Source organism: Lysinibacillus sp. NPDC096382, from assembly GCF_044762845.1.
Lineage (GTDB): Bacteria > Bacillota > Bacilli > Bacillales_A > Planococcaceae > Lysinibacillus.
The window spans coordinates 25121-47835 of record NZ_JBIWFC010000014.1 but is presented as its reverse complement, the minus strand read 5'-3'; the positions used below and the strand labels follow the sequence as shown (position 1 = coordinate 47835).

Genomic DNA, 22715 nt, shown 5'->3' with positions numbered 1-22715 from the left:
AAGAGATTTCCTCTTTAATGCGTCTTTTTTTTATAAATAACATAATTTTTTAGCAAAACTAAAGGGGTGATGATAAGGATGGCAATGATAGGAACGGTTATCGTTTATCTTATTATGATTTGTGCAGTTTTAGGAGCATTCGGAGCAATTCGAGATGCTGAATATGGAATCGGGAAAGAGTTTATGAATGGTATTCATACGGTTGGACATATTTTTGTACCTGCTGCAGGGATCATGGCTGCTATACCTTACTTAACGTGGTTTATAAGTCATTTTATTAGTCCAATTTTTGAATTAATTGGTGCTGATCCAGCTATTGCAGCAACGACAATTTTAGCTTCAGATATGGGAGGATACCAGTTAGCAAATGCGTTAAAAGAGTCTTATGAAGGATGGGTCATGGCTCTAGTGGTCGGATTTATGTCTGGCGCAACAATTGTGTTCTCTATTCCTATGGGTCTTGCCATGTTAGATAAGCGTGATCATAAATATATGGCTTTAGGTATTATGGCGGGTGTTTTAACAATTCCGATTGGAGCATTTATTTCTTCCATCATGATTGTAACGTTTAATACAAATGTTCGGGAAGTGATTAGTACAACAGCAGAACCAACATATGTTTTTGCCATTTCAGTTTTACAAATATTAATTAATTTATTACCTTTATTTATTTTCGTAGTGTTAATTGCGTTAGGTCTTAAGCTAATTCCAAATGGCATGATCAAAGGCTTCATGATTTTTGGACGCGTGATGGATGCTGCTATCAAGCTTGTGCTAGTGTTCTCGATTGTAGAAATTTTTACAGGTATTTTTACAAAGATCTTTGGTGCATGGGGCTTTGATCCGATCATGGCAGATAAAGTCGATCAATTCCGGGCATTAGAAACGGCTGGGTATATCGGTATTATGCTAGCGGGTGCATTCCCTATGGTGTACTTAATTAGAAAATATGCATCGAAACCTCTAGAAGCAGTAGGTGAAAAATTAGGCTTATCGTCAGTAGGAAGCGCAGGTATTTTAGCGACAATTGCTAATATCTTAGCCATGTTTACACTTGTTCGACATATGCCACCGAAAGATAAGGTCATTAACATTGCCTTTGGAGTTTGTTCAGCATTCCTTCTAGGAGATCATTTATCGTTTACGGCTAACTTCCAACCGACCATTATTTTACCGGTTATTGCAGGTAAGTTTTTAGCGGGTGTTATCGCTATTATTTTAGCCTATAAGTTATCTGTTCCGACAGCTTTAAGGCTAGAACAAGAGGATCGCAAGGCAGGAATTATTAAAGAAGGTGAATATCTAACAGATAAAAATCTTGAAAGAGGTGATGACGTGTGAGTGAAGAAAAGAAACGGTTTATTCAGGAGTTTGTGCCAGGTAAGCAACTAACATTGAGTCATCTTATAGCAAATCCTGATCCTGAGATGTTTCAAAAGCTGGGCATTCAAGAAGCAGGTGCACTGGGCATCATGACATGTACACCGAGTGAGACAGTTATTATCGCAGGGGATTTAGCAACAAAGGCAGCCAACGTAAGACTAGGATTTTTAGATCGCTTTACTGGCAGTCTCGTTATTGTTGGTAGTGTCTCCGAGGTTGAAATGGCGATGTTAGAAATTAATCGTTTTCTATCAGAGATGCTAGGCTATACGCCATCAAAAATAACGAAGTCATAGGATGTGCCGTATGAAAAATCGAGTAATGATAATAGGTGGTGTGCAAGCAGGTAAGTCGACACTGATGAATGCGTTATTGGGGAAAGATGGACAAGCCAATAAAACACAGGCGCTCGTTTATGATGACTGGATTGTTGATACACCTGGAGAATATATAGAAAATCCGATGTATTACAGAAACATTATGGCAACATCGCTTGAAGTGACACATGTGATTTATTTACAGGATGCCACGTCATCAAAGAGTGTTTTTCCTCCGCAATTTAGCTTAGGAATTCCCAAAATACAAATTGGTGTCATTACAAAAATTGATGCACCCCTTGCAGATGTGGAAAGAGCAACAGCTTTATTACAAAATGTCATGATGCATGGTCCTGTAGTGAAAACCTCTTCGTGGCAAAAGCTTGGTGTTGAGTTTATTGCGCCACTTATTCAGCTCAATTCTGACGAAGAAATTCGTCAGTTTGTAAAGGATCGTGATAGTCCTTATCTCATGTATTGTCCCTTAAGTGGCGAGAGGGGAGAGTAAGTTGAAGACAGAAAAAATTTATAGTGCAGGCATTGATATTGGTACAAGTACAACAAAGATGGTGGTCAGTAGTTTTCTATTGAAAAACGTTGCAGGTGTAACGCATGTGCCACGAATAGAAATTATTGAAAAAAAGGTTTTGCATCAAAGTCCTATTATTAAAACACCGTTTATCAATAAAGAAATTATCGATATGGAAAAAATCGAGCAATTTATTTTTCAGCAATATCAATTGGCCCAAATTGCACCAGCAGATATTTCAACAGGTGCCATTATCATTACAGGCGAATCTGCCACAAAGGAAAATGCCAGCGAGGTTGTTCATGCGATTGCAGATACAGCCGGGCACTTTTTAGTTGCTACTGCTGGACCCGATTTGGAAGGCATCATTGCAGCAAAAGGAGCAGGTACATTACAGCAATCAAAAAACACTGCCAAAGTTATCGCTAACATCGATATCGGCGGTGGTACTGCAAATATTGCGGTAATGCAGTTTGGCGAAGTAATTGGTACGTGTACATTGCATGTCGGTGGAAGACTTATAGAATTTCAGAATAGCGTTGTCCAATCGATTTCGCCACCCATTATGAAACTAATGGAGAGATGGTCAAAGCCATTAAAGGTTGGTGATTCAGCAGAGGATGTACGTGTTACAAAATTAATCCAAGAAATGGCGGATATAGTAGCGATGACGCTAAGCGGACAATTAACAGACGAACAGCATCCTTTATTGCTAGGACATTTGCCAACTTGGGATAATCCGATTGATGCACTCGTTTTTTCCGGTGGGGTAGCCGCCTGTATTTATGAAAATGAATGTACAAATCGTCAGTATGATGATATCGGCGAAAAATTGGCAAAAAGTCTTTTACAGCATGAACAGCTACAATCCTTTTTATGGCTAAAACCAGAGGAAACAGCTCGGGCAACAGTGACTGGAGCGGGTACGCAAACAACTGAGATTAGTGGTGCAACGATTCAGGTAGATGCGGAAGTATTACCTTTAAAAAATGTGCCTGTTTTCGATTGCTATATGGATACGCACAGCAAAGAATTCGACGATGCGGTGAAAACAGCCGTTGCACGAGCAGATGCACTATTTTCTATACAGGAGAATCGTTCTCCGTTTGCACTCTATTTTAGTCATTTACCATATTTAAGCTTCACGGATGTCCATACATTATGTGAGGCCATTTTGAAGCACTTAGCTATGAGAAACTCCAAGGAAATACCAATTATCATAGTCATTCAATCAGATTATGCAAAGGTTATTGGGCAAACGATACAAGCGATCAATCGAACAGTTCCCATCATTTGCATCGATCAAATCAAAGTAGAAACAGGTGATTATATTGACATTGGGCATGTACTACCATCTGGTGTTGTCCCAGTCGTTATAAAAACACTTGCTTTCCATTCAAAGTAAGGAGGATGAATGTGAATCTATCGGTGATATTTGGTGGAGAAAAATATAATTTTAAGTCATTAAAGGATGTAATGGCTAAGGCCAATGAAGAAAAATCAGGAGATCAGCTAGCGGGGATTGCGGCTGAATCTGTACAGCAACGAATTGCGGCAAAGGCCGTTTTAAGTGAGCTGTTAGTGAAGGATATAAGAGAAAATCCATTAGTTCCTTCTGAAAATGATGAAGTATCACGCATTATTGAAGGTGATATTAATGAGCAAATTTATGAAGAAATTAAAAACTGGAGTATCGAGGGACTAAGAGAATACATTTTATCCAATGAAACAGGCGATCGGGAATTAAAACGCTTAAGCAAGGGCATGAATTCAGAAATTATTGCGGCCGTAACAAAGCTAATGTCCAACTTAGATCTTGTCCATGCTGCCAATAAAGTAGAAATACTGTCAACTTGCAATATTACGATCGGACAAAAGGGCACGCTTTCCTCAAGATTGCAGCCCAATCATCCAACAGACAATATTGACGGTATTATTGCCTCATTAAAAGAAGGATTGTCCTATGGTATTGGCGATGCAGTCATTGGAATTAACCCTGTAGATGACTCAGTTGAAAGTGTAAAAAAAGTATTGCAAGCCACAAAGGAGTTTATCAATGATTGGTCGATTCCTACACAAAACTGTGTGTTAGCACATATTACAACACAGATGAAAGCCATTAAACAAGGGGCGCCAGCCGATATGATTTTCCAAAGTATTGCTGGAACGGAAATTGCCAATCGCTCGTTCGGCATTTCTGCTGACTTAATAAGAGAAGCAGAAGAGCTTGTGAAAAAGCACGGAACAGGAACTGGCCCGAACTTATTCTATTTTGAAACTGGACAAGGTTCGGAGCTATCTGCTGAGGCACATATGGGTATTGACCAAGTAACACTTGAATCGCGCAATTACGGCTTTGCTAGACATTTTAATCCGTATATTGTGAACACGGTTGTTGGCTTTATTGGACCTGAGTATTTATACAATAACAAACAGGTAATACGTGCTGGCCTTGAAGATCATTTCATGGGTAAAATGCACGGTCTCCCAATGGGCGTGGATATTTGTTACACAAACCATATTAAGGCAGACCAAAATGATATTGAAGATTTAAGTGTTTTGCTAACAGCAGCTGGTGTCAACTTTATTATCGCTGCCGCTATGGGCGACGATGTCATGCTGAACTATCAGTCAATGAGCTTCCATGATGTCGCAACATTACTTCAAACGTTTGGTAAAAAACCAGCTCCTGAATATCTAGCGTGGTTAGAAAAAATGGGCATCTATGAAAATGGTCGTCTATCTGCAAGAGCTGGCGATTTATCTATATTTGAAAGGTAGGTGAATCCATTGAATGAACAATTAGTATCGATGATTACACAGTTAGTTATGGAAAAGGTGGGCAATAATGCGTCAGAAAAGTCTTCTCATGACACAGCTGTGCCAACAGAAAACCACAAGGAAACACTTATTAAGTTTCACAATACGGTAGCTAATGCTAATGGTACTGATGAAGTAGCAAGCCCGAGCACAATAGAACAATCAAATGAACCATTAATTAAGCTTTATCATACTGAATCAAGTAATCATGAACAATCATCTTACAGCGCAAGTAATGATGAATCGACTTATACTTCAGTACCTATCACAGAATTTAAATTTGAAGAGGATGAAGTGTCTGAAAGTGTTCAAGCTGCTAAAAAGCATACACCAGCAAGAATTGGTGTTGGAAGAGCTGGGACAAGGCCTAAAACAAAAACTTGGCTAAAGTTCCGACTCGATCATGCAGCGGCAGTAGATGCGGTATATGGAGAAGTGACAGAAGAGCTACTACAAAAGCTTGATGTCTTTCAAGTAACAACAAGAGTTACAGATAAGGAAGAATACATTACTAGACCAGATTTAGGTCGTCGTTTATCAGAAGAATCAAAGATACTTATTCAATCTAAATGTACAAAAAATCCAAAAGTACAAATCATTATTTCTAACGGATTAAGTGCAAGTGCGATTGAAGAAAATGTGCAAGACGTTTACTTAGCCTTACAGCAAAGTCTTCGCAATTTAAATATTGAAATAGGAACTACTTTCTATATTGATAAAGGGCGTGTTGCCCTTATGGATGAAATTGGGGAGCTTTTACAAGCAGAAGTGATCGTTTATTTAATCGGTGAGCGCCCTGGACTTGTATCGGCTGAGTCCATGAGTGCCTATATATGCTATCAACCTAGAATTGGCACAGTAGAAGCTGATCGAATGGTCGTTTCGAACATTCATAAAGGTGGTATCCCGCCATTAGAGGCAGGTGCTTATTTAGGAACAGTCGTTCAAAAAATATTGCATTACAAGGCAAGTGGAGTAGGTCTTGTGGCAAAAGAAGGTTAGGGGGCAAACAATGAATCCTCAAAAACTTATGGCAGAAATTTTGGCAATGCAAATCATTCCAAGAGTGAATAATGAATTAGCAGAGCAATTAGATTTAAAGCCATATCACAATAGCATTGGACTCGTAACTCTAACAATAGATGATATTGGATATGTAGCGTTGGACGAGGCTACGAAAAAAGCAGATGTTGACGTTGTTTATGCAAAAAGCTTTTATGCTGGAGCGGCACATGCATCTGGGCCATTATCTGGTGAGGTCATTGGCATCATTGCTGGTAGCTCGCCGGATGAAATACGCAGTGGTTTTGATGCGATTCAGCAGAAAATTCAGTTTGATACGTATTTTGAAGCCATTCTTCAAAATGAAAGCCACGCTCTTTTTGCACATACTGTAGCGAGCTGTGGTACGTATCTGGCTGAGCTAGCAAACGTTAAGGTTGGAACAGCCCTTGCTTATTTAATAGCACCGCCCCTTGAGGCTGTAGTCGGTTTAGATGCGGCATTAAAGGCTGCAGATGTAGAACTAAAGGTTTTCTTTGGTCCACCATCTGAAACCAATTTCGGTGGCGGTTTATTAAGTGGTAGCCAATCTTCCTGCCAAGCTGCTGCAAATGCTTTTAGAGAAGCTATTGAAAATTTAGCGAGAAACCCAGTTGTTTAGAAAGGAGGGGCTTTAGTGGCCACACTAGATAAAGATTTATTAGCAATTCAAGAAATGAGAGACGCGGTGAGAAATGCCAATATTGCCCAGACTGCTTACATGCAGTATTCACAGCAGCAAGTAGATCATATCGTCAAGGCTGTTGCAGATGCAGCATATAAAGAGGCAGAACGTTTGGCAAATATGGCCGTTCAGGAAACGGGGATGGGCATACCTAATCATAAAAAAATGAAAAATGAGGTAGCCTCTAGAGATGTTTATGAAGATATTAAAGATTTGAAGACTGTTGGTGTTGTTGGTTTCGATCGAATGAAGAAAGTGACAGAGATTGCTAGTCCGTTTGGAGTCATCGCTGGCATCGTACCAACAACAAATCCAACATCAACAGCAATCTTTAAAACACTTATCTCATTGAAAACTAGAAATGGTCTCGTACTAAGCCCACACCCATATGCGGTTGATTGTACAAAGGAAGCTTTAGAGATTTGTAGAGTAGCTGCAGAACAAGCTGGAGCACCAGCAGGATTGCTACATTGTTTAACAATGTCTTCTATGGAAGCTACGCAGCAATTAATGAAGCACCCAGATATTCACTTAATTTTAGCGACTGGTGGCGGTGCTCTAGTAAAAGCAGCCTATAGTTCGGGCAAACCTGCTTACGGTGTAGGACCAGGAAATGTTCCAGCTTACATTGAAAAATCGGCGAATATATCCAAATCCGTTCGCCAGCTTGTGCAAAGTAAGTCTTTTGATAACGGCACAATTTGTGCTACAGAACAATCAATTATCGTAGATAAAGTCATCGCAGAGCAAGTTTTAACAGAGCTAAAGAAAAACAATGCTTATATTTTGAGTGATGAAGAGAAGGTGAAGATGGAGAAGCTGATTTCTCCAGTCCCTGGGAAGGTAAATCCTCAAATTGTAGGTAAGTCAGCAGCTTGCTTAGCAGATTCTATCGGTATTACTGTGCCGGAAGATACAAAAGTACTTGTTGGTATGGAAACGATGATTGGCAAGAACATTCCATTTTCACTGGAAAAATTATCACCGATATTTGCGTTATACACTGTCGAGGACAGTACAGAGGCAAAACAGGTAATGATTGATTTACTAAACATAGGTGGACGCGGGCATACATGCTCGATTCATACAGAAAATACAGCTTTAGCTGAGCAGTTTTCAGTGGAATTACCGGTGTCTAGAATTGTTGTTAATACATTATCATCCATCGGCGCAGTTGGTGGAACTACTGGATTGGCACCATCCTTTACATTAGGGTGTGGTACTTTTGGTGGCAATATTACGTCCGATAACATTACAGCAAGACATTTATTGAATATTAAACGCATGGCTTATGGCATTAAAGATGTAGAAGTGCCAAAACCAGAATTTTTAGCAAAACCAGTAGTAGACAATATCAAGGCACACGATCCATCTTTGGATACAGCAGTAGTTCAACAAATTGTTGATCAAGTATTAAAACAAATAACATTACAAAATAAATAATTTGGAGGAATGACAAATGAGTACAGCATTAGGAATGGTAGAAACAAAAGGTTTAGTAGGAGCAATTGAAGCAGCAGATGCAATGGTGAAGGCTGCTAGTGTTAATTTAGTAGGAAAAGTACATGTTGGTGGCGGTATTGTCACTGTATTAGTTCGTGGTGATGTAGGCGCAGTAAAAGCAGCTACTGATGCAGGTGCAGCAGCGGCCCAACGTGTTGGAGAACTTCTATCAGTTCATGTAATCCCACGCCCACACCATGAATTAGAATTAATTTTACCAAAAGCAGAGGCTTAATTTTATTTCAGTCCGGACAAGGGCGACGGAAAGAAGGGTCGAAGTGACGGAAAGAAGAGCTGAAGCGACGGAAAGAATCCTCGGAGTGACGGAAGGAAGTCAAAGCGACGGAAAGAAGAGCTGAAGCGACGGAAAGAATCCTCGGAGTGACGGAAGGAAGTCAAAGCGATGGAAAGAAGAGCCGAAGCGACGGAAAGAAGAGCTGAAGCGCCGGAAAGAAAGACCGAAGCGGCGGAAAGAATCCTCGGAGTGATGGAAAGAATCCTCGAGCGACGGAAAGAAGAGCCGAAGTGACGGAAAGAAGTCAAAGCGACGGAAAGAAGAGCCGAAGTGACGGAAAGGAGTCAAAGCGACGGAAAGAAGAGCCGAAGTGACGGAAAGAAAGATCGAAGCGACGGAAAGAATCCTCGAGTGACGGAAGGAAGTCAAAGCGACGGAAAGATGAGTCGAAGTGACGGAAAGAAGAGCCGAAGCGACGGAAAAAAAGACCGAAGCGACGGAAAGAATCCTCGGAGTGATGGAAAGAATCCTCGAGTGACGGAAAGAAGTCAAAGCGACGGAAAGAAGTCAAAGCGACGGAAAGAAAGATCGAAGCGACGGAAAGAATCCTCGGGGTGACGGAAGGAAGTCAAAACGACGGAAAGAAGAGCTGAAGCGACGGAAAGAATCCTCGGAGTGATTGAAAGAATCCACGAGTGACGGAAAGAAGTCAAAGCGACGGAAAGAAGAGCCGAAGTGACGGAAAGAAAGATCGAAGCGACGGAAAGAATCCACGAGTGACGGAAAGAAGTCAAAGCGACGGAAAGAAGAGCAGAAGCGACGGAAAGGGCAGGATGTTACACATTGCGTTGCGCTTCATCCTGCTTCATTTCCTATAATAATATAGTGAAATAGATATAGAGGTGGCTAACTTGAATACAGCGACAAAAACATTTCCTGTGGCCATTTCAGCTCGTCATATACATGTCAGTGAAGAAGATTTGCAGGTACTTTTTGGTCCAAATGCGACGCTAACGAAGGATTTTGATCTTTCGCAGCCAGGGCAGTTTGCAGCTAAAGAGCGTGTCTCTATTGAGGGACCAAAAGGTGTTTTTCACAATGTTCGTGTATTAGGTCCAGTAAGAGCGGCGACACAGGTGGAAATTAGTCGAACAGATGCAATGAAATTAGGATTAACCCCTCCTTTGAGACAATCTGGTGATATCGAAAGTTCAGCTAGCATCAAATTAATTAATCAAGAACAAGAAATAATCATCAAGCAGGGGGTCATTATTGCACAGGCACATATTCATATGACGGAAGAAGATGCGTTAGTATTGGACGTACAAAATAATGAATTAGTATCTGTTGAAGTTGATAGTGAGCGACCTGTGACATTTCGTGGGGTTGTAGTTCGTGTATCAAACGATTTTAGTCTAGAGATGCATATCGATACAGATGAAGCAAATGCTGGCTTTATTGAACAGCAAGCCCAAGGAAGAATTATCAGATCATTGACATAAGGAGGAGGTTAGATGCAGGAAAATTTAATCCAAAAAATTGTTGAAGAAGTGTTACAGCAAGTTTTAAAGAATCAGCCTTCCTCTCATCATGACGGAAAAATCCCTGTCGGTGTTTCAGCGCGACATGTACATCTTGCTCAAACGGAAGTGGAGCAGCTTTTTGGTGAAAACTATCAATTAACACCTAAGTTTGAGCTTTCACAACCAGGACAGTTTGCTGCTGAGGAAACTGTTGTTATTGCTGGTCAGAAGGGATCCATTGAACGAGTACGCATTTTAGGTCCAGCTCGTTCATTATCTCAAGTAGAAATTAGTTGGACAGACGCGATGAAATTAGGGGTTAAGCCACCATTAAGGGTATCAGGAGATATTAATGGCTCTAGCCCCGTTACACTAATTGGTCCAAAGGGCAGTGTCGTGCTTAATGAGGGACTCATTATAGCACAAGCACATATTCATATGTCACCGACTGACAGTGCTCAGTTCCAAGTAGTGGACGGACAATCGGTACAAATAAAAATAGAAGGTATAAGACCTATTATTTTATCAAATGTAATGATTCGCGTTTCAGAGCGTTATCGATTGGAGATGCATATCGATACTGATGAGGCAAATGCAGGTTTAATCCAACGGGGTACATTTGCAGAAATTGTCAATGCTCAAGCTAAGGAAAAAATGAACGTCAAAGAACTTCCGCCAATCGTCAGTCAAGCTGAAAAACCGTTAAGCTATCTATTTGATAAGAAACTGCTTTCGCAAGTAGAAGTGCTTGAAATAGAAGCACTGGAAATTGTTGTTCCTAAGAAAACCATTGTGACGGCATTGGCGTATGACAAAATACGAGAGCTGAATAAGACGTTAACAATTCGCTCTGACTAACAATAGTCCATACGGGATAAAGAGGTGAAGTTCATGCAAATGGGCAGAGTTATCGGTAGTGTATGGGCAACACGTAAAGAAGAAGGGTTGAATGGCTTAAAATTATTAATTATTCAACCAATCGATTCTAATCAACAGCCGATTCGAACAGAAATTGTAGCAGCAGACCGTATCGGGGCAGGAATCGGAGATGATGTGCTCATTACAAGTGGTGGATCATCCCGATATATTATGAAAGAAAATCCATTGCCTATCGATGCGGTCGTTATAGGTATTATTGATTCCACGGAAGTGATGCGAGGTGAGGAAAATGGGTAGCGCAATAGGAATGATTGAGACGAAAGGATTAGTTGGTTCTTATGAGGCAGCAGACGCGATGATAAAGGCGGCAGATGTAACCATCGTCAAACAAGAATTTGTTGACGGTGGCATCGTTACTGTAGTAGTTAAAGGTGATGTTGGTTCAGTTCAAGCAGCTGTAGATGCTGGGAAAGAGGCAGCTAAGCGCGTTGGAGAACTATTAGGCGCTCACGTAATTCCGAGACCTGATGAAGATGTTTTTCAGATGGTTAAAGGACCGGAAGCACCAAAGAAAAAATCTGCACCAGCAGCAACACGTGTTAAAAAAACGACGGAAACAGCAGCCGCTGACAATCGAGGTGATGAAAAATGACATTTCGAAAAAGTAAAATTGCTGTAATCGGTGCTGGTCATACGGGTGCAACTTTAAGCTTATTTTTGGCACAAAAAGAGCTAGGAGATGTTGTCCTGTTAGATATTCCAGAAGCGGAGAATCCGACAAAAGGAAAGGCGCTAGATTTATTACAAACAGGACCAATAGAAAAATTTAATGTTTCTATTAAAGGAACGAGCAATTATGAGGATATTGCTGGAGCAAATATTGTCATTATTACAGCTGGTATTCCTCGTAAACCAGGCATGAGCCGAGATGATTTAGTGACGACGAATGCAAAAATTATTCAACAAGTATCTAGACAAATAAAACATTATGCTCCAAACAGCATAATCCTTATATTAAGCAATCCAGTCGATGCCATGACCTATGTTTGCTATAAGGAAACAGGCTTTCCGAAAAATCGTATCATTGGTCAATCAGGTGTGTTAGATACGGCACGTTTTAATACCTTTGTGGCACAAGAATTGCAAATTGCACCGGAGGATGTATCAGGATTCGTCTTAGGTGGACATGGCGACGAAATGGTCCCTTTAATTCGATATTCCTATGCTGGAGGGATCCCTTTAGAAAAATTGATCCCTCAAGACAGACTGCAACTAATCGTAGAACGTACACGTAAAGGTGGCGGGGAAATTGTTGGTTTGTTAGGCAATGGTAGTGCTTATTATGCACCAGCTGCTGCATGTGCACAGATGGTCGAAATCATCATGAAAGATCAACGTAAAATAATTCCTTCTATCGCCCTTTTAGAAGGAGAATATGGTTACCACGAATTATTTTTAGGAGTGCCGACAATATTAGGAGGCAATGGCATTGAGTCAGTTATTGAATTACATCTGACGAATGAAGAAAAAGCGGCGCTCCATCAATCGGCAGAAGCCGTCAAACAAGTATTAACAATTTGTCAAAACATTTAATATGTAGGATCCCCAACTATATATTGTTATAAAATTTAACGCTTAAAAATGTTTGATTGGAAACCGAACAAGGCATTTAAAAGCTAGTAAAATTTCCCCTTATTTATATAAAAGTAAGAAGCTCTCCTTGATCATGAAAATGATGAGGAGAGCTTCTTTGGTATATACAGCTCAAATTGAGTAATTTAAGATAGGGTGAATGTTTGGACACACCTGCTGAAAAACGGCTTGGAGCCACCGGAACACACGTAATGTAGTTCATATGGGAATAATGAAAGTAATTGACTTTGCCCTAAGGGGAAGGTGTATGAATTGTAGCAAGTAACAAATTAATAAATGAGGTGGTTTTGTGTTATCAATAGGAGAATTCTCAAAAATATGTGGTGTCTCGACAAAAACACTTCGATATTACGCTGAAATTGGATTAATTAACCCAGATGAGATTAATGCTGAAAGCGGTTATAGGTATTATTCCATCGAACAACTAAAAAGGATGCTCTATATCAACCGTTTAAAATCCTATCATTTTTCTCTTGAAGAAATTAAAGCAATGTTGGAATTGGAAGAGGATCAATCCGAAGAAATGCTTTTTTCTGCGCTTAACCATAAAAGAAATGAGATGCAAGAAAAACTAAAGGCTTTTGAATATCTTGTAAAACAACTAAGTCATGATATTGCAAACTTAGAAAAGGGGATGCCAATCATGTCGTACCTTGACGATATCGAGGTACAGCTAGTTGAAACGAAGCCAAAAAATATTCTTTTTAAGCGTCTAGTAATGAGCAGTGATGACTATTCATCAGGATACGGTAACTATTTTAGCAAGCTATATGAAAAGATTGCGACGGAGCAGCTTACTTTACTCGGTAAGCCGATGACGATTTACCACAGCCCTGAATTTAACCCTACTGGTAATGATACTGAGTTCGCTATTCCAATAGCTGAGTCTGTTAAAGGAACGAGAGATTTGCCTGGTAGTCTCTGTGCTAAATCCGTTTTAAAGGGAGCATATCCTGAATTAACATCTGTCTATGCTAATTTGATGAAGTGGATTGAAGACGAGGGTTATGAATTGATAATGCCGCCATATGAAATATATGTAACAGATCCAAATCAAGCAAACTCTTCTGAGGATTATATTACTGAGGTATATTTTCCTGTCAAGAAAAAATGACAAAACCATTTGGAGGTTCCTATGCAAACAACAATAAATTGGCACACGGTAAAGCCTGAATTGAACAATGAAAAGCTTTCCAAGCTAGAGCACACGATAAAAAGTGATTATAACAATATAAATGGTATTGTTATCATTAGAAATGGTAATTTAGCATATGAAAAATATTTTAATGGGAAAAGTCCTGATGATTGTCAACATGTAGCATCTGTAACGAAAAGTGTACTATCTGCACTTATAGGCATCGCTATCGATAAAGGATATATTAAAAGCGTTGAAGAAAAGGTGTTAGATTTTTTCCCTAAATATATTGCTGGTGCTAATAAGCAGAAACAGGAGATTACTATACGACATCTTCTCACGATGACAGTACCATATCCATATGAGGATTGGCATGAACCGCTAGATATTCTATGTCAACAGCAGGATTGGATAAAATATACACTTGATATAATAGGTGAAAATGGGGATTTAGGCGCGTTTAAATACTCCACAGCTGGAGCACATTTATTGTCAGCTATTCTTACTGAAAGTACAGGCAAGAGTGCACGAGCGTTTTCTAATGAACATTTGTTTACACCGCTTGGCATGAAAGAAATTCCTGACTATCAAATGAACGCATATGAGTTTGATGATTTATTCGGAAAAAACGTTAAGGGGTGGGTCCATGATCCAAACGGTCATTCGACAGGTGGATGGGGGCTAACATTAACTACACGTGATATGGCACGATTTGGCTACCTTTATTTAAACAATGGTATTTGGGATTATAAAAGGATTCTCTCTGAGGCATGGATTCGTAAATCAACGGAGATGAACCATAACAATTACGGTTATTTATGGTGGCTACGGCAAGAAGATGGACTTTCTACCTTTTCAGCAATAGGGGATGGGGGCAATATGATTTGTTGTATACCAAACATGAATATGATTGTAGCAATTAGTTCAGAATTCATCATGAATCCACGAGATAGATGGCCATTAATAAAAGAGTATATAATCCCAGCAGTATTATAATTTTTCTATTGTACATAAAAGTAGATATATGAGTTATCAAAATAACATCTACTTATACAAATCTTACAATTAGTTGATCCTCTCCGAGTAGAAATGAAAAGGTGGCGAAAGTCTTTTACATTCCTAACGGGGAGGTTTTATTTTGAGGAACAAAGTCATTTATCAGGAAAAAAATTAATCTAAAAAATGGACTTTTTTTATTTTCTTTAACTTCTTTCAGCAATTATTTTCTATAGCGAAAACAAAGTGACAGCTAAAGAAGTCTACCACCTCTATTGATGGTAAAGAAGAATGCGGTTTTAAGTCACTTTTGGAGCGGGTGTTCAAACATCCGCTGAAATAGAGGAACTCAGTCTAAATACGCCACGTCCTGTGGCAATGACTGCGTGACCAACTTCGTATTGGCCAAAAGCCTTCTGCCGATTCCGGACGCAATTATGCCGAGCTATAATTGATATTCTACTTTTACTAAAAATTTATTAAAGAAAGAGAGGAAAGAAATGAGTGAAATGAGTAGCTACTTGGTTGTCTTTATAGTCATGATTCTTCTTATGTTAAGGGAGAAAAAAGTTAGACCAACTAGAATGTGGATAATACCGATTTTGTTAATTGGGCTAACGTGTACTTCTATTTTAAGTTCAGATAAATTAACACCGATAAGCTATATCTTGTACTTCATTTGTTTAACAATTGGCATAGGTATCGGGATTTGGAGAGGAAAATTAGAAAAAATCCGTGTTAATCATGAAAGAGGAATCGTAACTACACAAAGCTCCGTCGCTGGAGTTATTGTATTTCTAGGAATTCTTCTTTTGCGTCTACTTGCAGCAAAATGGGGAAAAGAGCATGCTGTAATATCATTAACGAATGCTCTTATGTTTATACCGCTTGGTAGTGTATGTGCTCGTCGGTTTATTATTTATATGAGATACAAACAACTTACTGGATAAAAAAATATGGATTTTAAAACGTTTCTTTTCGCATTTTACAAAAAATTGGTGCAGTGGATCGAACGAGAGCGGTTGTATATGCTATTCGCAATGGAATAGTTTTGTAGAAATAAAATTGTGAACAGTTACTATTCCTATAAAAAATACTATAAAGTCCATAATATACAAAATTTTCGAAAATATGATAAACTAGTAGCGTGAAAAGGAGGATGTTAGCATGACCGTACAACAATTTACTGACTATGTAAAAAAAATGAAGCACTACGGAGAAGCATTAAGTGTGATTTATTGGGATATGCGCACGGGTGCACCTAAGAAGGGATTAGCTCAGCGTTCAGAGGTAGTTGGAACATTATCTGCCTCCTTATTTGACATGCAAACTAGTGAAGAGTTAGGGCAATTACTAACGGATCTAGAGGGGCAAAAGGCAGATCTTGATTATGTTACACTGCGTTTAGTTGAGGAAGTACGTAAAGAGTATGATCAAAATAAAAAAATTCCGGCTGATGAATATAAGAAATTTGTAATTTTACAATCTAAAGCGGAAACAGCATGGGAAGAAGCAAAGGAAGCTAATAATTTTGCTTTGTTCCTACCTTATCTAGAGGAAATTATAAGCTGGCAGAAGAAATTCATTCAATATTGGGGTATTAAAAACGGTTCTCCGTACAATACATTACTAGATTTATATGAACCTGATATGACGACTGATGTTTTAGATCAAGTTTTTAGTGACTTACGTGAAACAATTGTTTCTCTTGTGCAAAAAATTGCAGCTTCACCTAAGAAACCAGATACAAGCCTATTATTTAAGCATTTCCCTCGTGAATCTCAGCGTGCATTATCATTAGAAATGTTAGCACAACTTGGCTATGATTTTGATGCAGGGCGCTTAGACGAAAGTGTGCATCCATTTATGATAGGCATAAATCATGGAGATAATCGTATTACAACGAAATATGATGAAAATGATTTCCGCTCAGCAATTTTTGGAACTATCCATGAGTGTGGACATGCCATGTACGAGCAAAATATTGATGTGAAGCTTGATGGTTTACCGTTAGCAACAGGTACATCTATGGGAATACATGAGTCCCAATCTTTATTTTATGAAAATTTTGTTGGTAGGAACGAAAAGTTCTGGGAGCATAACTACGAGCGACTTCAAAAGTATTCACCTGAGCAATTTGGTGATGTAGCATTAGCGGAATTCCTACGAGCAATTAATATGGTGGAGCCATCGTTTATTCGCATTGAAGCAGATGAGTTAACGTATCCACTACATATTATGATTCGCTATGAAATTGAACGTGATTTATTCAACGGCGATCTTCAAGCGAAAGATCTTCCACAAGTATGGAATGATAAATACGAAGAATATTTAGGCATTCGTCCTGAAACAGATGCAAAAGGGGTACTACAAGATATGCACTGGTCAGGGGGCATGTTTGGCTATTTCCCATCCTATGCTTTAGGAATGATTTACGCTGCACAATGGAAGCATGCAATGGATAAAGATCATCCAAACTTTGATGAGCTGTTAGTAAAGGGAGAGCTCCTACCAATTCGAGAGTGGTTAACAGACAAAGTCCATCAATACGGCGCGTTGAAGAAGCCGTTTGAATTGTTACAAGAGGCAACAGGGGAAGGCTTAAACGCCAAATATTTAGCAAACTATTTACAAGAAAAGTATACGAAGCTGTATCAGCTCTAAAGGACAAAGCGTTTTCTCCACTACAGAGAAATCGCTTTTCATAATGTTGAAAAGGTAATGGTCAAGGAAATTACTTTGTATGTTGTGGCGTTTTCGATGAGGGTGGATCTAAGTTACTCGCTCACCTGGGGGAGGGAGTTGTGCAACTTCCTCCGTTTAAGTATTTTCCTGATTCGCTTTGGCATAAAAACACATCTTGTTACTGCCGCTCCGTTTCGTACATAAAAAATATGCAATGTGAATTGGTTGATTGAAGTGGAGGCTAACGACTCTTGGGGATCTGCGTCACAGATAAGACCCTGGAGCGAGCTTCGCGAGTGAAGCGGCTCATCGGACGCCCCCAGGAAGCTTTGCTCTGTGAGAAAGCGAAGCGTCAGCTACAAATGTTTTATCTGTGCGAAAGCGAAGCGACAGCAACAAAGCGCCCAGCCGGAACTGAAATCAACCCCTTGTTTTGCATAGAAGCTTTACTTTAATTAATACCTAAATTACATTTTTTCAGCAAAGTAAAAAGCGATTTCTCAGCTAGAGAAATCGCTTTTTTTATGAAGATGCAAAACATTGTTACCAAAGTTTATAGCCTTTAGAACCAGGAGGGGAATTAGAAATAATATCGATAATTGGAATAGTATAAGCAAATAAAATTAATGCTACTAAAATAACAAGCCATACTTTAAAGTTCTCTAAGATAGCTGGAGTAGTACCACCGTTTTCATGTACTTCACCAACTGGGAATTCCTCTTCGCCTTTTGGTGCAAACCATGCTAATTTCACCACAATATAAAGGATGATTAAGATAGCGATGAATAGAATCGTACCACCAACAGCTTGAGCGATTTGATAAGGAATCCAATCATAAGCTTGTTGAGCACCGCCATACTCAGAGTAATCAGATCGACGAGGTGCACCGATCAGCCCAGCGATATGCATAGCGGAAGACATAATTGTCATACCAGTAGCCCATAAAATAGCGGCAAAATTACCAAGATTGTTTAAAGATTTAGTCAATGTACGACCTGTTAAATATGGAATTAACCAAAATGCTGCACCGAAATAAGTTAAAACGGCTGTTGTTGCAATTGTTAAATGGAAATGCCCTGTAACCCAAATAGTATTATGGATTAATTGGTTCATTTGGTAAGAAGCATTGATGATACCGCCAGCGCCACCAGGAATAAACGCTAGCATACCGATAAATGGCACGAAGAAACGAGCATCTTTCCATGGTAACTTTTTGAGCCAGCCGAAAAGACCTTTACCACCTAATTCGCGACCACGTAGTTCAAACATTGCAAACATCGAAAAGGCAGTCATTAAGGATGGTACGATTACGGCAAACGTTAATACAACTTGTATGAATTTCCATGTGCTAGCAATACCAGGCTCTGTTAATTGGTGATGAATCCCAACTGGTACAGAGAAAATTAAAAATAGCATAAATGATAGTCTTGCTAAAGAATCAGAGAAAATTTTTCCGCCAATAACCTTCGGAATAATGACATACCAAACCATGTATGCTGGTAATAACCAGAAATACACAAGCGCATGACCAAAATACCAAAATAATGTACGGGATAGTGCTATGTCGACACGTTCAACAAAGCCTAAGGACCATGGTAGTAACTGGAATAGAACAGAAGCAGCTACACCTAGAGTTGCTACAAACCACATTAAATTATTAACAACAACCATAAATGATAGTAATGGGCTTCGTTGTCCACTTCCTTTGTTTTCTTTGCGCCACTGTGCATAGCGTAATATTTGACCCGCGCCGCCAACCCAAGAACCAACAACGACTAATGTAAGGCCAAAATAGAATATCCAGTGAGCTTTCAATGGAGCATAGAACGTATATAAAACAGATGCCTCATTAAGTAGAACCATTGTTGCAGCAGCTGCTGTACCGATAGTCATTAACCAGAAGCCGATCCAGCCAAGGCGACGTTGACCGTCTGAAAAAGTCCCTGACGTACGGCTAACACTAGCAATTTGGAAACCAAAAATAAAGAATGTTGTTAAAATAAGACCGAGTAAAACACCATGTACGGTTAAAACTTGATAGTAACCAATGCCTGCTGGTAATGTAAATTGACCAGAACGAACGAAAACTTGTAATAAACCAGCAAGACCCCCTAATAACAATGCGATGAATGCCACATAAATATGTGCCATCGCTAGCTTCGCATCACGACGATCCACTTTTGTCAAATTATTGTTGAGACTCATTTGGCTTCACCACCTTTAGCATAGAGTGCATCATCGTATGTCCTGTACCACAATATTCATTACATACGATTAAAAACTCTCCTTCTTTATTTACTGTAGTTACATATTCAGAAATGTAACCTGGTTCAAGCATCATATTAATATTTGTACCTGCAACTTCAAAACCGTGCATTACATCTGCACTCGTTGCAATAAATTTCACTTTAGCTCCAAGTGGCACTTCAATTTCTGGAGGATTGTAGTTAAATGCTGATGCTAAAACAACTACTTCGTAATCCCAATCTTTACCTTCTACTTTATGTACACCCGGGTTATCGAAGGGTGCAAATTCTCTTACTTTCTCATAATCTAGTGTTTTTTTACCATTGTTCGGATGTGAGCCTTGATGGAATGCACCGATGCCTAGAATGATAAGGAATGCTACTAAAGTAGTAACTCCAAACACAAGCCAATATTTTTCATACTTATGTAAGTGCATATGTCTCTGTCCTTTCTTAGTAGAATCATTATGCCTCGGCATAATTGCCGCTGTCGCTACGCTTTCGCGCAAATAAACAATGCTTCTGAAATCGGCTTTGTGCTTGCACAAAGAACTCTTTTCCGATTGCGTGACATCCGCCAGAGGCTTTAACTTCTTTCAGCGGGCGTTTGAATACTCGCAGAAAAGTAGCTTAAATCCGCATTCATCCACCACTTATAGAGGTGGAGACTTTTGTACCTGTCGCTTCGCTTTTGCTACAAAAAACAATTGCTGAAAGAAGTTAAAAACGATTGATGAACAAATCGAAGCAGTACACCCAAAGCAAGATAATGATGATTCCTACTCCAAATACCGCATAGAGTGAACCTTTTAAATTTTCATCTGACTTTTTTTTATTTGCCATTTTTGCTCCTCCTACGCTTTTTTTGTGTCTTTCTTATTGCCATGATATATAAATAAATTTCTTTTAGATGTGAAAAAAATCACATATATTGGCGAAATGTGTGAAAAAAATGTGAAAAATTGAGGGTAGAATAAAAAATAGCCACCTCAATAGTCATTGAGATAGCCACTTATTGGTTAGAATTAGAGGAATTGTTATTAAAATATCTTTATTTTCAAGAAATTTTACTAATTGTATTTTGGACTTAAGCCTAATGGGGCATCCTCTGTTAATTATTGAGAATGACAAAGTGTGTTCATAAATGTTTAATGAATTGGCATAGGATATATCATTTGGAATAGTTCGATATTCTAGTACTCTATTCTCCTTCAATTGTTAAAAGAACTGTCAGCGGACCAACACTTGGAATTGTGACAGGGAGTATAAATGCCTTTTCAAAGCCGTATAACTTTGTGTTGCCAACCATCACTGTTGGCGGTGTGATATCAATTTCTAAGCTTTCTTGTCCTACAGTAGTGCATAAATTTCCTGCAATCATATTTCCGAATTCCCCTGTAAAGGATTCCAACATTTCTCCTTCAAGAGGCATACCAAACATTATATTGCCGATACCACTAAAAATTTCAGGAGAGGAATCAATGATTACACGGCCCTTTAAATCTCCTATTAAACCGATTAAAACACCCATTTGCTGTTGTTGAAATGGTTCAGAAATAATACTAGGTGTTTTCACCTCTATATCCATAGGAAGGATCGATTTTAAAGCGTGAATTGTCCCGTTTAAAATAGTTTGAAAGTACTTCGAATTACTCATCATTACCGCATCCTTTTTCCGACTTTTCTACATCTTACCATGTTAAATGGGTAAGATGAAAGTATGTCTTGACGAATTAGTGGGAAATTTATATTATATTAATGAGAATGATTTTCAAAATCAATAAGTGGACGTTAAGTCTTTTCGAATACAAATATTTATATTAAAAGGAGCGGTTAGCGATGACATTCGTATTTATTGGAGCGGCAGTGGTTATCTATATTGGAGTGGGAAAACACGTTATGAAACAGGCGACTGCACATTTGAAATAAGAGGGTATCAATAAAGACAATTTTTATATAGCTAGAGCATGGTCTAAGTAATTTTGAGATCATGCTTTTTTTATTGATCTTTCATACTTTTGTTGTAATAAAAAGAGGGTAGTTGTTTGTTTTTTCTGAAATATATTGTAAATGGGAGTCATTTTTTTGTAGAATTAAAAAAATTAGTATATCAGTGCAATGTGGGTCATTGATGGATTCAGTTGTTATTTCGGTTACAGAATTCGGACCAGTAAATAAAAATAATAAAAAGGATGGGCAATCAAGCGACGTCCTATAGAAATTAAGGTGAAGAAAACATGACAAAAATATTGTTAACAGGGTTTGTACCATTTCTTGAGTATAAAATTAATCCAACAATGCAAATTGTAGAAAACTTACATGGAGAAATGATGGATGGCTATGAAATTATAGGACGCATTTTGTCAGTAGATTTTCAGCAATCTGCTCAGCAGCTGAAACAATATATTGCTGAGATAAAGCCAGAAATCATTATTTCATTAGGTTTAGCTGGAGGACGTTTTAAAATAACACCTGAGCGAATAGCGATTAATATTAAAGATGGCGAAGCGGATAATAATGGTTATACACCAGCAGATGAAAGCATTTATGATGGCGGTGAAGACGCGTATATAACGAATTTACCTATTAGAAATATGGTGAATCGATTATGCAAAGAGGGGTATCCAGCGGAAATATCAAATACGGCGGGTACCTATTTATGCAACAATATTATGTATGAAGGGCTAGTTTACGCAAAGCAACATAAAGGAGTCCGCGCTGGATTTATTCATATTCCTGCGTCATTTGATTTGGCGATTCAGCATGGAAAAATCCCGGGATGGAATATTCAAGATTTAATAACGTCCATTAGGCTCTGTATCGAGGAGACAATTCGTGCAACAAATAATTAATTTCCTATTTGTGAGTCGATTTCAATCAAATGCATTGATTCAAATAGGCTTGTACATGTCAAAGTATTCTAACATCAAATGAAGTGATGTCATGTCAGTATAGCAAAAGAAAAATAAAATTTCAGTTGCAAACACTGTGTAACACGGGGTGCACTGGATTATGAAAAAAATATGAGCTTAAATGTCAAATGGAAAATAAAAATAATGGATGCTCTTAAATTTTTTAAGGCATC

At 38.8% G+C, this 22715-nt stretch carries 24 protein-coding genes; 20 read left to right on the top strand and 4 right to left on the bottom strand.

Annotated elements, in window-relative coordinates; genetic code table 11:
• Positions 1–78: 78 nt before the first annotated feature.
• From eutH to ACIQZA_RS17735, 19 genes are all read left to right on the top strand, one after another.
• Positions 79–1341, top strand: coding sequence for an ethanolamine utilization protein EutH (gene eutH / locus ACIQZA_RS17825; RefSeq protein ID WP_400939307.1), 1263 nt, complete (start codon positions 79–81; stop codon positions 1339–1341).
• Positions 1338–1679 (top strand): ethanolamine utilization microcompartment protein EutS, encoded by a 342-nt coding sequence (gene eutS, locus ACIQZA_RS17820; protein WP_053482454.1) that lies wholly within the window; start codon positions 1338–1340, stop codon positions 1677–1679. Before eutH ends, eutS begins: the two co-directional genes overlap by 4 nt.
• A gap of 10 nt (positions 1680–1689) precedes the next feature.
• Positions 1690–2208, top strand: coding sequence for a EutP/PduV family microcompartment system protein (locus ACIQZA_RS17815; RefSeq protein ID WP_402883225.1), 519 nt, complete (start codon positions 1690–1692; stop codon positions 2206–2208).
• A gap of 1 nt (position 2209) precedes the next feature.
• Entirely contained in the window at positions 2210–3634 is a 1425-nt protein-coding gene (locus ACIQZA_RS17810) for an ethanolamine ammonia-lyase reactivating factor EutA (protein ID WP_400939302.1), read from the top strand.
• Between the two features lie 5 nt (positions 3635–3639).
• Complete coding sequence (locus tag ACIQZA_RS17805) at positions 3640–5010, top strand: ethanolamine ammonia-lyase subunit EutB (RefSeq protein ID WP_400939299.1); 1371 nt, start codon at positions 3640–3642, stop codon at positions 5008–5010.
• 9 nt (positions 5011–5019) lie between these two features.
• Positions 5020–6051: an ethanolamine ammonia-lyase subunit EutC gene (gene eutC, locus ACIQZA_RS17800; protein ID WP_400939297.1), complete on the top strand. Its 1032-nt coding sequence runs from the start codon at positions 5020–5022 to the stop codon at positions 6049–6051.
• A gap of 10 nt (positions 6052–6061) precedes the next feature.
• Positions 6062–6712 (top strand): ethanolamine utilization microcompartment protein EutL, encoded by a 651-nt coding sequence (eutL, locus tag ACIQZA_RS17795; protein WP_400939294.1) that lies wholly within the window; start codon positions 6062–6064, stop codon positions 6710–6712.
• Between the two features lie 15 nt (positions 6713–6727).
• Positions 6728–8218, top strand: a complete 1491-nt coding sequence (locus tag ACIQZA_RS17790) for an aldehyde dehydrogenase family protein (RefSeq protein WP_400939292.1) — start codon at positions 6728–6730, stop codon at positions 8216–8218.
• 16 nt (positions 8219–8234) lie between these two features.
• On the top strand, positions 8235–8513 hold the full coding sequence (locus tag ACIQZA_RS17785) for a BMC domain-containing protein (RefSeq protein WP_053482447.1): 279 nt from the start codon (positions 8235–8237) through the stop codon (positions 8511–8513).
• Positions 8514–8681: 168 nt separating this feature from the next.
• Positions 8682–8807 carry a hypothetical protein gene (locus ACIQZA_RS17780; RefSeq protein ID WP_402883229.1) on the top strand — a complete coding sequence of 42 codons (126 nt, stop codon included), beginning with the start codon at positions 8682–8684 and terminating at the stop codon, positions 8805–8807.
• Positions 8808–9424: 617 nt separating this feature from the next.
• A complete protein-coding gene (locus tag ACIQZA_RS17775; RefSeq protein WP_402883231.1) occupies positions 9425–10015 on the top strand; it encodes a phosphate propanoyltransferase in 591 nt (196 codons plus the stop codon).
• A gap of 12 nt (positions 10016–10027) precedes the next feature.
• Positions 10028–10894, top strand: coding sequence for a phosphate propanoyltransferase (locus tag ACIQZA_RS17770; protein WP_402883234.1), 867 nt, complete (start codon positions 10028–10030; stop codon positions 10892–10894).
• Positions 10895–10927: 33 nt separating this feature from the next.
• The gene (locus ACIQZA_RS17765; RefSeq protein ID WP_132359031.1) at positions 10928–11212 is read left to right on the top strand and encodes a EutN/CcmL family microcompartment protein; all 285 of its coding nucleotides are present in this window, start codon (positions 10928–10930) and stop codon (positions 11210–11212) included.
• The gene (locus ACIQZA_RS17760; protein ID WP_142508272.1) at positions 11205–11567 is read left to right on the top strand and encodes a BMC domain-containing protein; all 363 of its coding nucleotides are present in this window, start codon (positions 11205–11207) and stop codon (positions 11565–11567) included. The genes ACIQZA_RS17765 and ACIQZA_RS17760 overlap by 8 nt, the downstream gene beginning before the upstream one ends.
• Positions 11564–12508, top strand: coding sequence for a malate dehydrogenase (gene mdh, locus ACIQZA_RS17755; RefSeq protein ID WP_400939286.1), 945 nt, complete (start codon positions 11564–11566; stop codon positions 12506–12508). The genes ACIQZA_RS17760 and mdh overlap by 4 nt, the downstream gene beginning before the upstream one ends.
• Before the next feature lie 349 nt (positions 12509–12857).
• Positions 12858–13682 (top strand): MerR family transcriptional regulator, encoded by an 825-nt coding sequence (locus ACIQZA_RS17750; protein WP_400939283.1) that lies wholly within the window; start codon positions 12858–12860, stop codon positions 13680–13682.
• A 21-nt stretch (positions 13683–13703) separates the two neighbouring features.
• A complete protein-coding gene (locus tag ACIQZA_RS17745) occupies positions 13704–14699 on the top strand; it encodes a serine hydrolase domain-containing protein (protein ID WP_400939280.1) in 996 nt (331 codons plus the stop codon).
• Between the two features lie 500 nt (positions 14700–15199).
• Complete coding sequence (locus ACIQZA_RS17740) at positions 15200–15649, top strand: CcdC protein domain-containing protein (RefSeq protein WP_400939277.1); 450 nt, start codon at positions 15200–15202, stop codon at positions 15647–15649.
• A gap of 217 nt (positions 15650–15866) precedes the next feature.
• Entirely contained in the window at positions 15867–17363 is a 1497-nt protein-coding gene (locus tag ACIQZA_RS17735; RefSeq protein ID WP_400939274.1) for a carboxypeptidase M32, read from the top strand.
• A 564-nt stretch (positions 17364–17927) separates the two neighbouring features.
• On the opposite strand, the gene ACIQZA_RS17730 is transcribed toward ACIQZA_RS17735, so the two are convergent.
• The 4 genes from ACIQZA_RS17730 to ACIQZA_RS17715 form a co-directional block, all read right to left on the bottom strand.
• Positions 17928–19589: a b(o/a)3-type cytochrome-c oxidase subunit 1 gene (locus ACIQZA_RS17730; RefSeq protein WP_400939272.1), complete on the bottom strand. Its 1662-nt coding sequence runs from the start codon at positions 19587–19589 to the stop codon at positions 17928–17930.
• Positions 19573–20067 carry a cytochrome c oxidase subunit II gene (locus ACIQZA_RS17725; protein WP_132359007.1) on the bottom strand — a complete coding sequence of 165 codons (495 nt, stop codon included), beginning with the start codon at positions 20065–20067 and terminating at the stop codon, positions 19573–19575. Before ACIQZA_RS17725 ends, ACIQZA_RS17730 begins: the two co-directional genes overlap by 17 nt.
• 283 nt (positions 20068–20350) lie before the next feature.
• A complete protein-coding gene (locus tag ACIQZA_RS17720; RefSeq protein WP_255505077.1) occupies positions 20351–20473 on the bottom strand; it encodes a hypothetical protein in 123 nt (40 codons plus the stop codon).
• 358 nt (positions 20474–20831) lie between these two features.
• Positions 20832–21287: a chemotaxis protein CheX gene (locus tag ACIQZA_RS17715; RefSeq protein WP_142508472.1), complete on the bottom strand. Its 456-nt coding sequence runs from the start codon at positions 21285–21287 to the stop codon at positions 20832–20834.
• A 580-nt stretch (positions 21288–21867) separates the two neighbouring features.
• On the opposite strand from ACIQZA_RS17715, the gene ACIQZA_RS17710 reads away from it, so the two are divergent.
• The gene (locus tag ACIQZA_RS17710; RefSeq protein ID WP_400939270.1) at positions 21868–22482 is read left to right on the top strand and encodes a pyroglutamyl-peptidase I; all 615 of its coding nucleotides are present in this window, start codon (positions 21868–21870) and stop codon (positions 22480–22482) included.
• The last annotated feature ends 233 nt before the right edge of the window (positions 22483–22715 follow it).

Coding starts and splice junctions, on each gene's coding strand:
- eutH (WP_400939307.1), top strand. CDS start 79: ATGGCAATGATAGGAACGGTTATCGTTTATCTTATTATGATTTGTGCA.
- ACIQZA_RS17815 (WP_402883225.1), top strand. CDS start 1,690: ATGAAAAATCGAGTAATGATAATAGGTGGTGTGCAAGCAGGTAAGTCG.
- ACIQZA_RS17805 (WP_400939299.1), top strand. CDS start 3,640: ATGAATGTGAATCTATCGGTGATATTTGGTGGAGAAAAATATAATTTT.
- eutL (WP_400939294.1), top strand. CDS start 6,062: ATGAATCCTCAAAAACTTATGGCAGAAATTTTGGCAATGCAAATCATT.
- ACIQZA_RS17785 (WP_053482447.1), top strand. CDS start 8,235: ATGAGTACAGCATTAGGAATGGTAGAAACAAAAGGTTTAGTAGGAGCA.
- ACIQZA_RS17780 (WP_402883229.1), top strand. CDS start 8,682: ATGGAAAGAAGAGCCGAAGCGACGGAAAGAAGAGCTGAAGCGCCGGAA.
- ACIQZA_RS17770 (WP_402883234.1), top strand. CDS start 10,028: ATGCAGGAAAATTTAATCCAAAAAATTGTTGAAGAAGTGTTACAGCAA.
- ACIQZA_RS17765 (WP_132359031.1), top strand. CDS start 10,928: ATGCAAATGGGCAGAGTTATCGGTAGTGTATGGGCAACACGTAAAGAA.
- ACIQZA_RS17760 (WP_142508272.1), top strand. CDS start 11,205: ATGGGTAGCGCAATAGGAATGATTGAGACGAAAGGATTAGTTGGTTCT.
- mdh (WP_400939286.1), top strand. CDS start 11,564: ATGACATTTCGAAAAAGTAAAATTGCTGTAATCGGTGCTGGTCATACG.
- ACIQZA_RS17745 (WP_400939280.1), top strand. CDS start 13,704: ATGCAAACAACAATAAATTGGCACACGGTAAAGCCTGAATTGAACAAT.
- ACIQZA_RS17740 (WP_400939277.1), top strand. CDS start 15,200: ATGAGTGAAATGAGTAGCTACTTGGTTGTCTTTATAGTCATGATTCTT.
- ACIQZA_RS17735 (WP_400939274.1), top strand. CDS start 15,867: ATGACCGTACAACAATTTACTGACTATGTAAAAAAAATGAAGCACTAC.
- ACIQZA_RS17730 (WP_400939272.1), bottom strand. CDS start 19,589: ATGAGTCTCAACAATAATTTGACAAAAGTGGATCGTCGTGATGCGAAG.
- ACIQZA_RS17725 (WP_132359007.1), bottom strand. CDS start 20,067: ATGCACTTACATAAGTATGAAAAATATTGGCTTGTGTTTGGAGTTACT.
- ACIQZA_RS17720 (WP_255505077.1), bottom strand. CDS start 20,473: ATGGCAAATAAAAAAAAGTCAGATGAAAATTTAAAAGGTTCACTCTAT.
- ACIQZA_RS17715 (WP_142508472.1), bottom strand. CDS start 21,287: ATGAGTAATTCGAAGTACTTTCAAACTATTTTAAACGGGACAATTCAC.
- ACIQZA_RS17710 (WP_400939270.1), top strand. CDS start 21,868: ATGACAAAAATATTGTTAACAGGGTTTGTACCATTTCTTGAGTATAAA.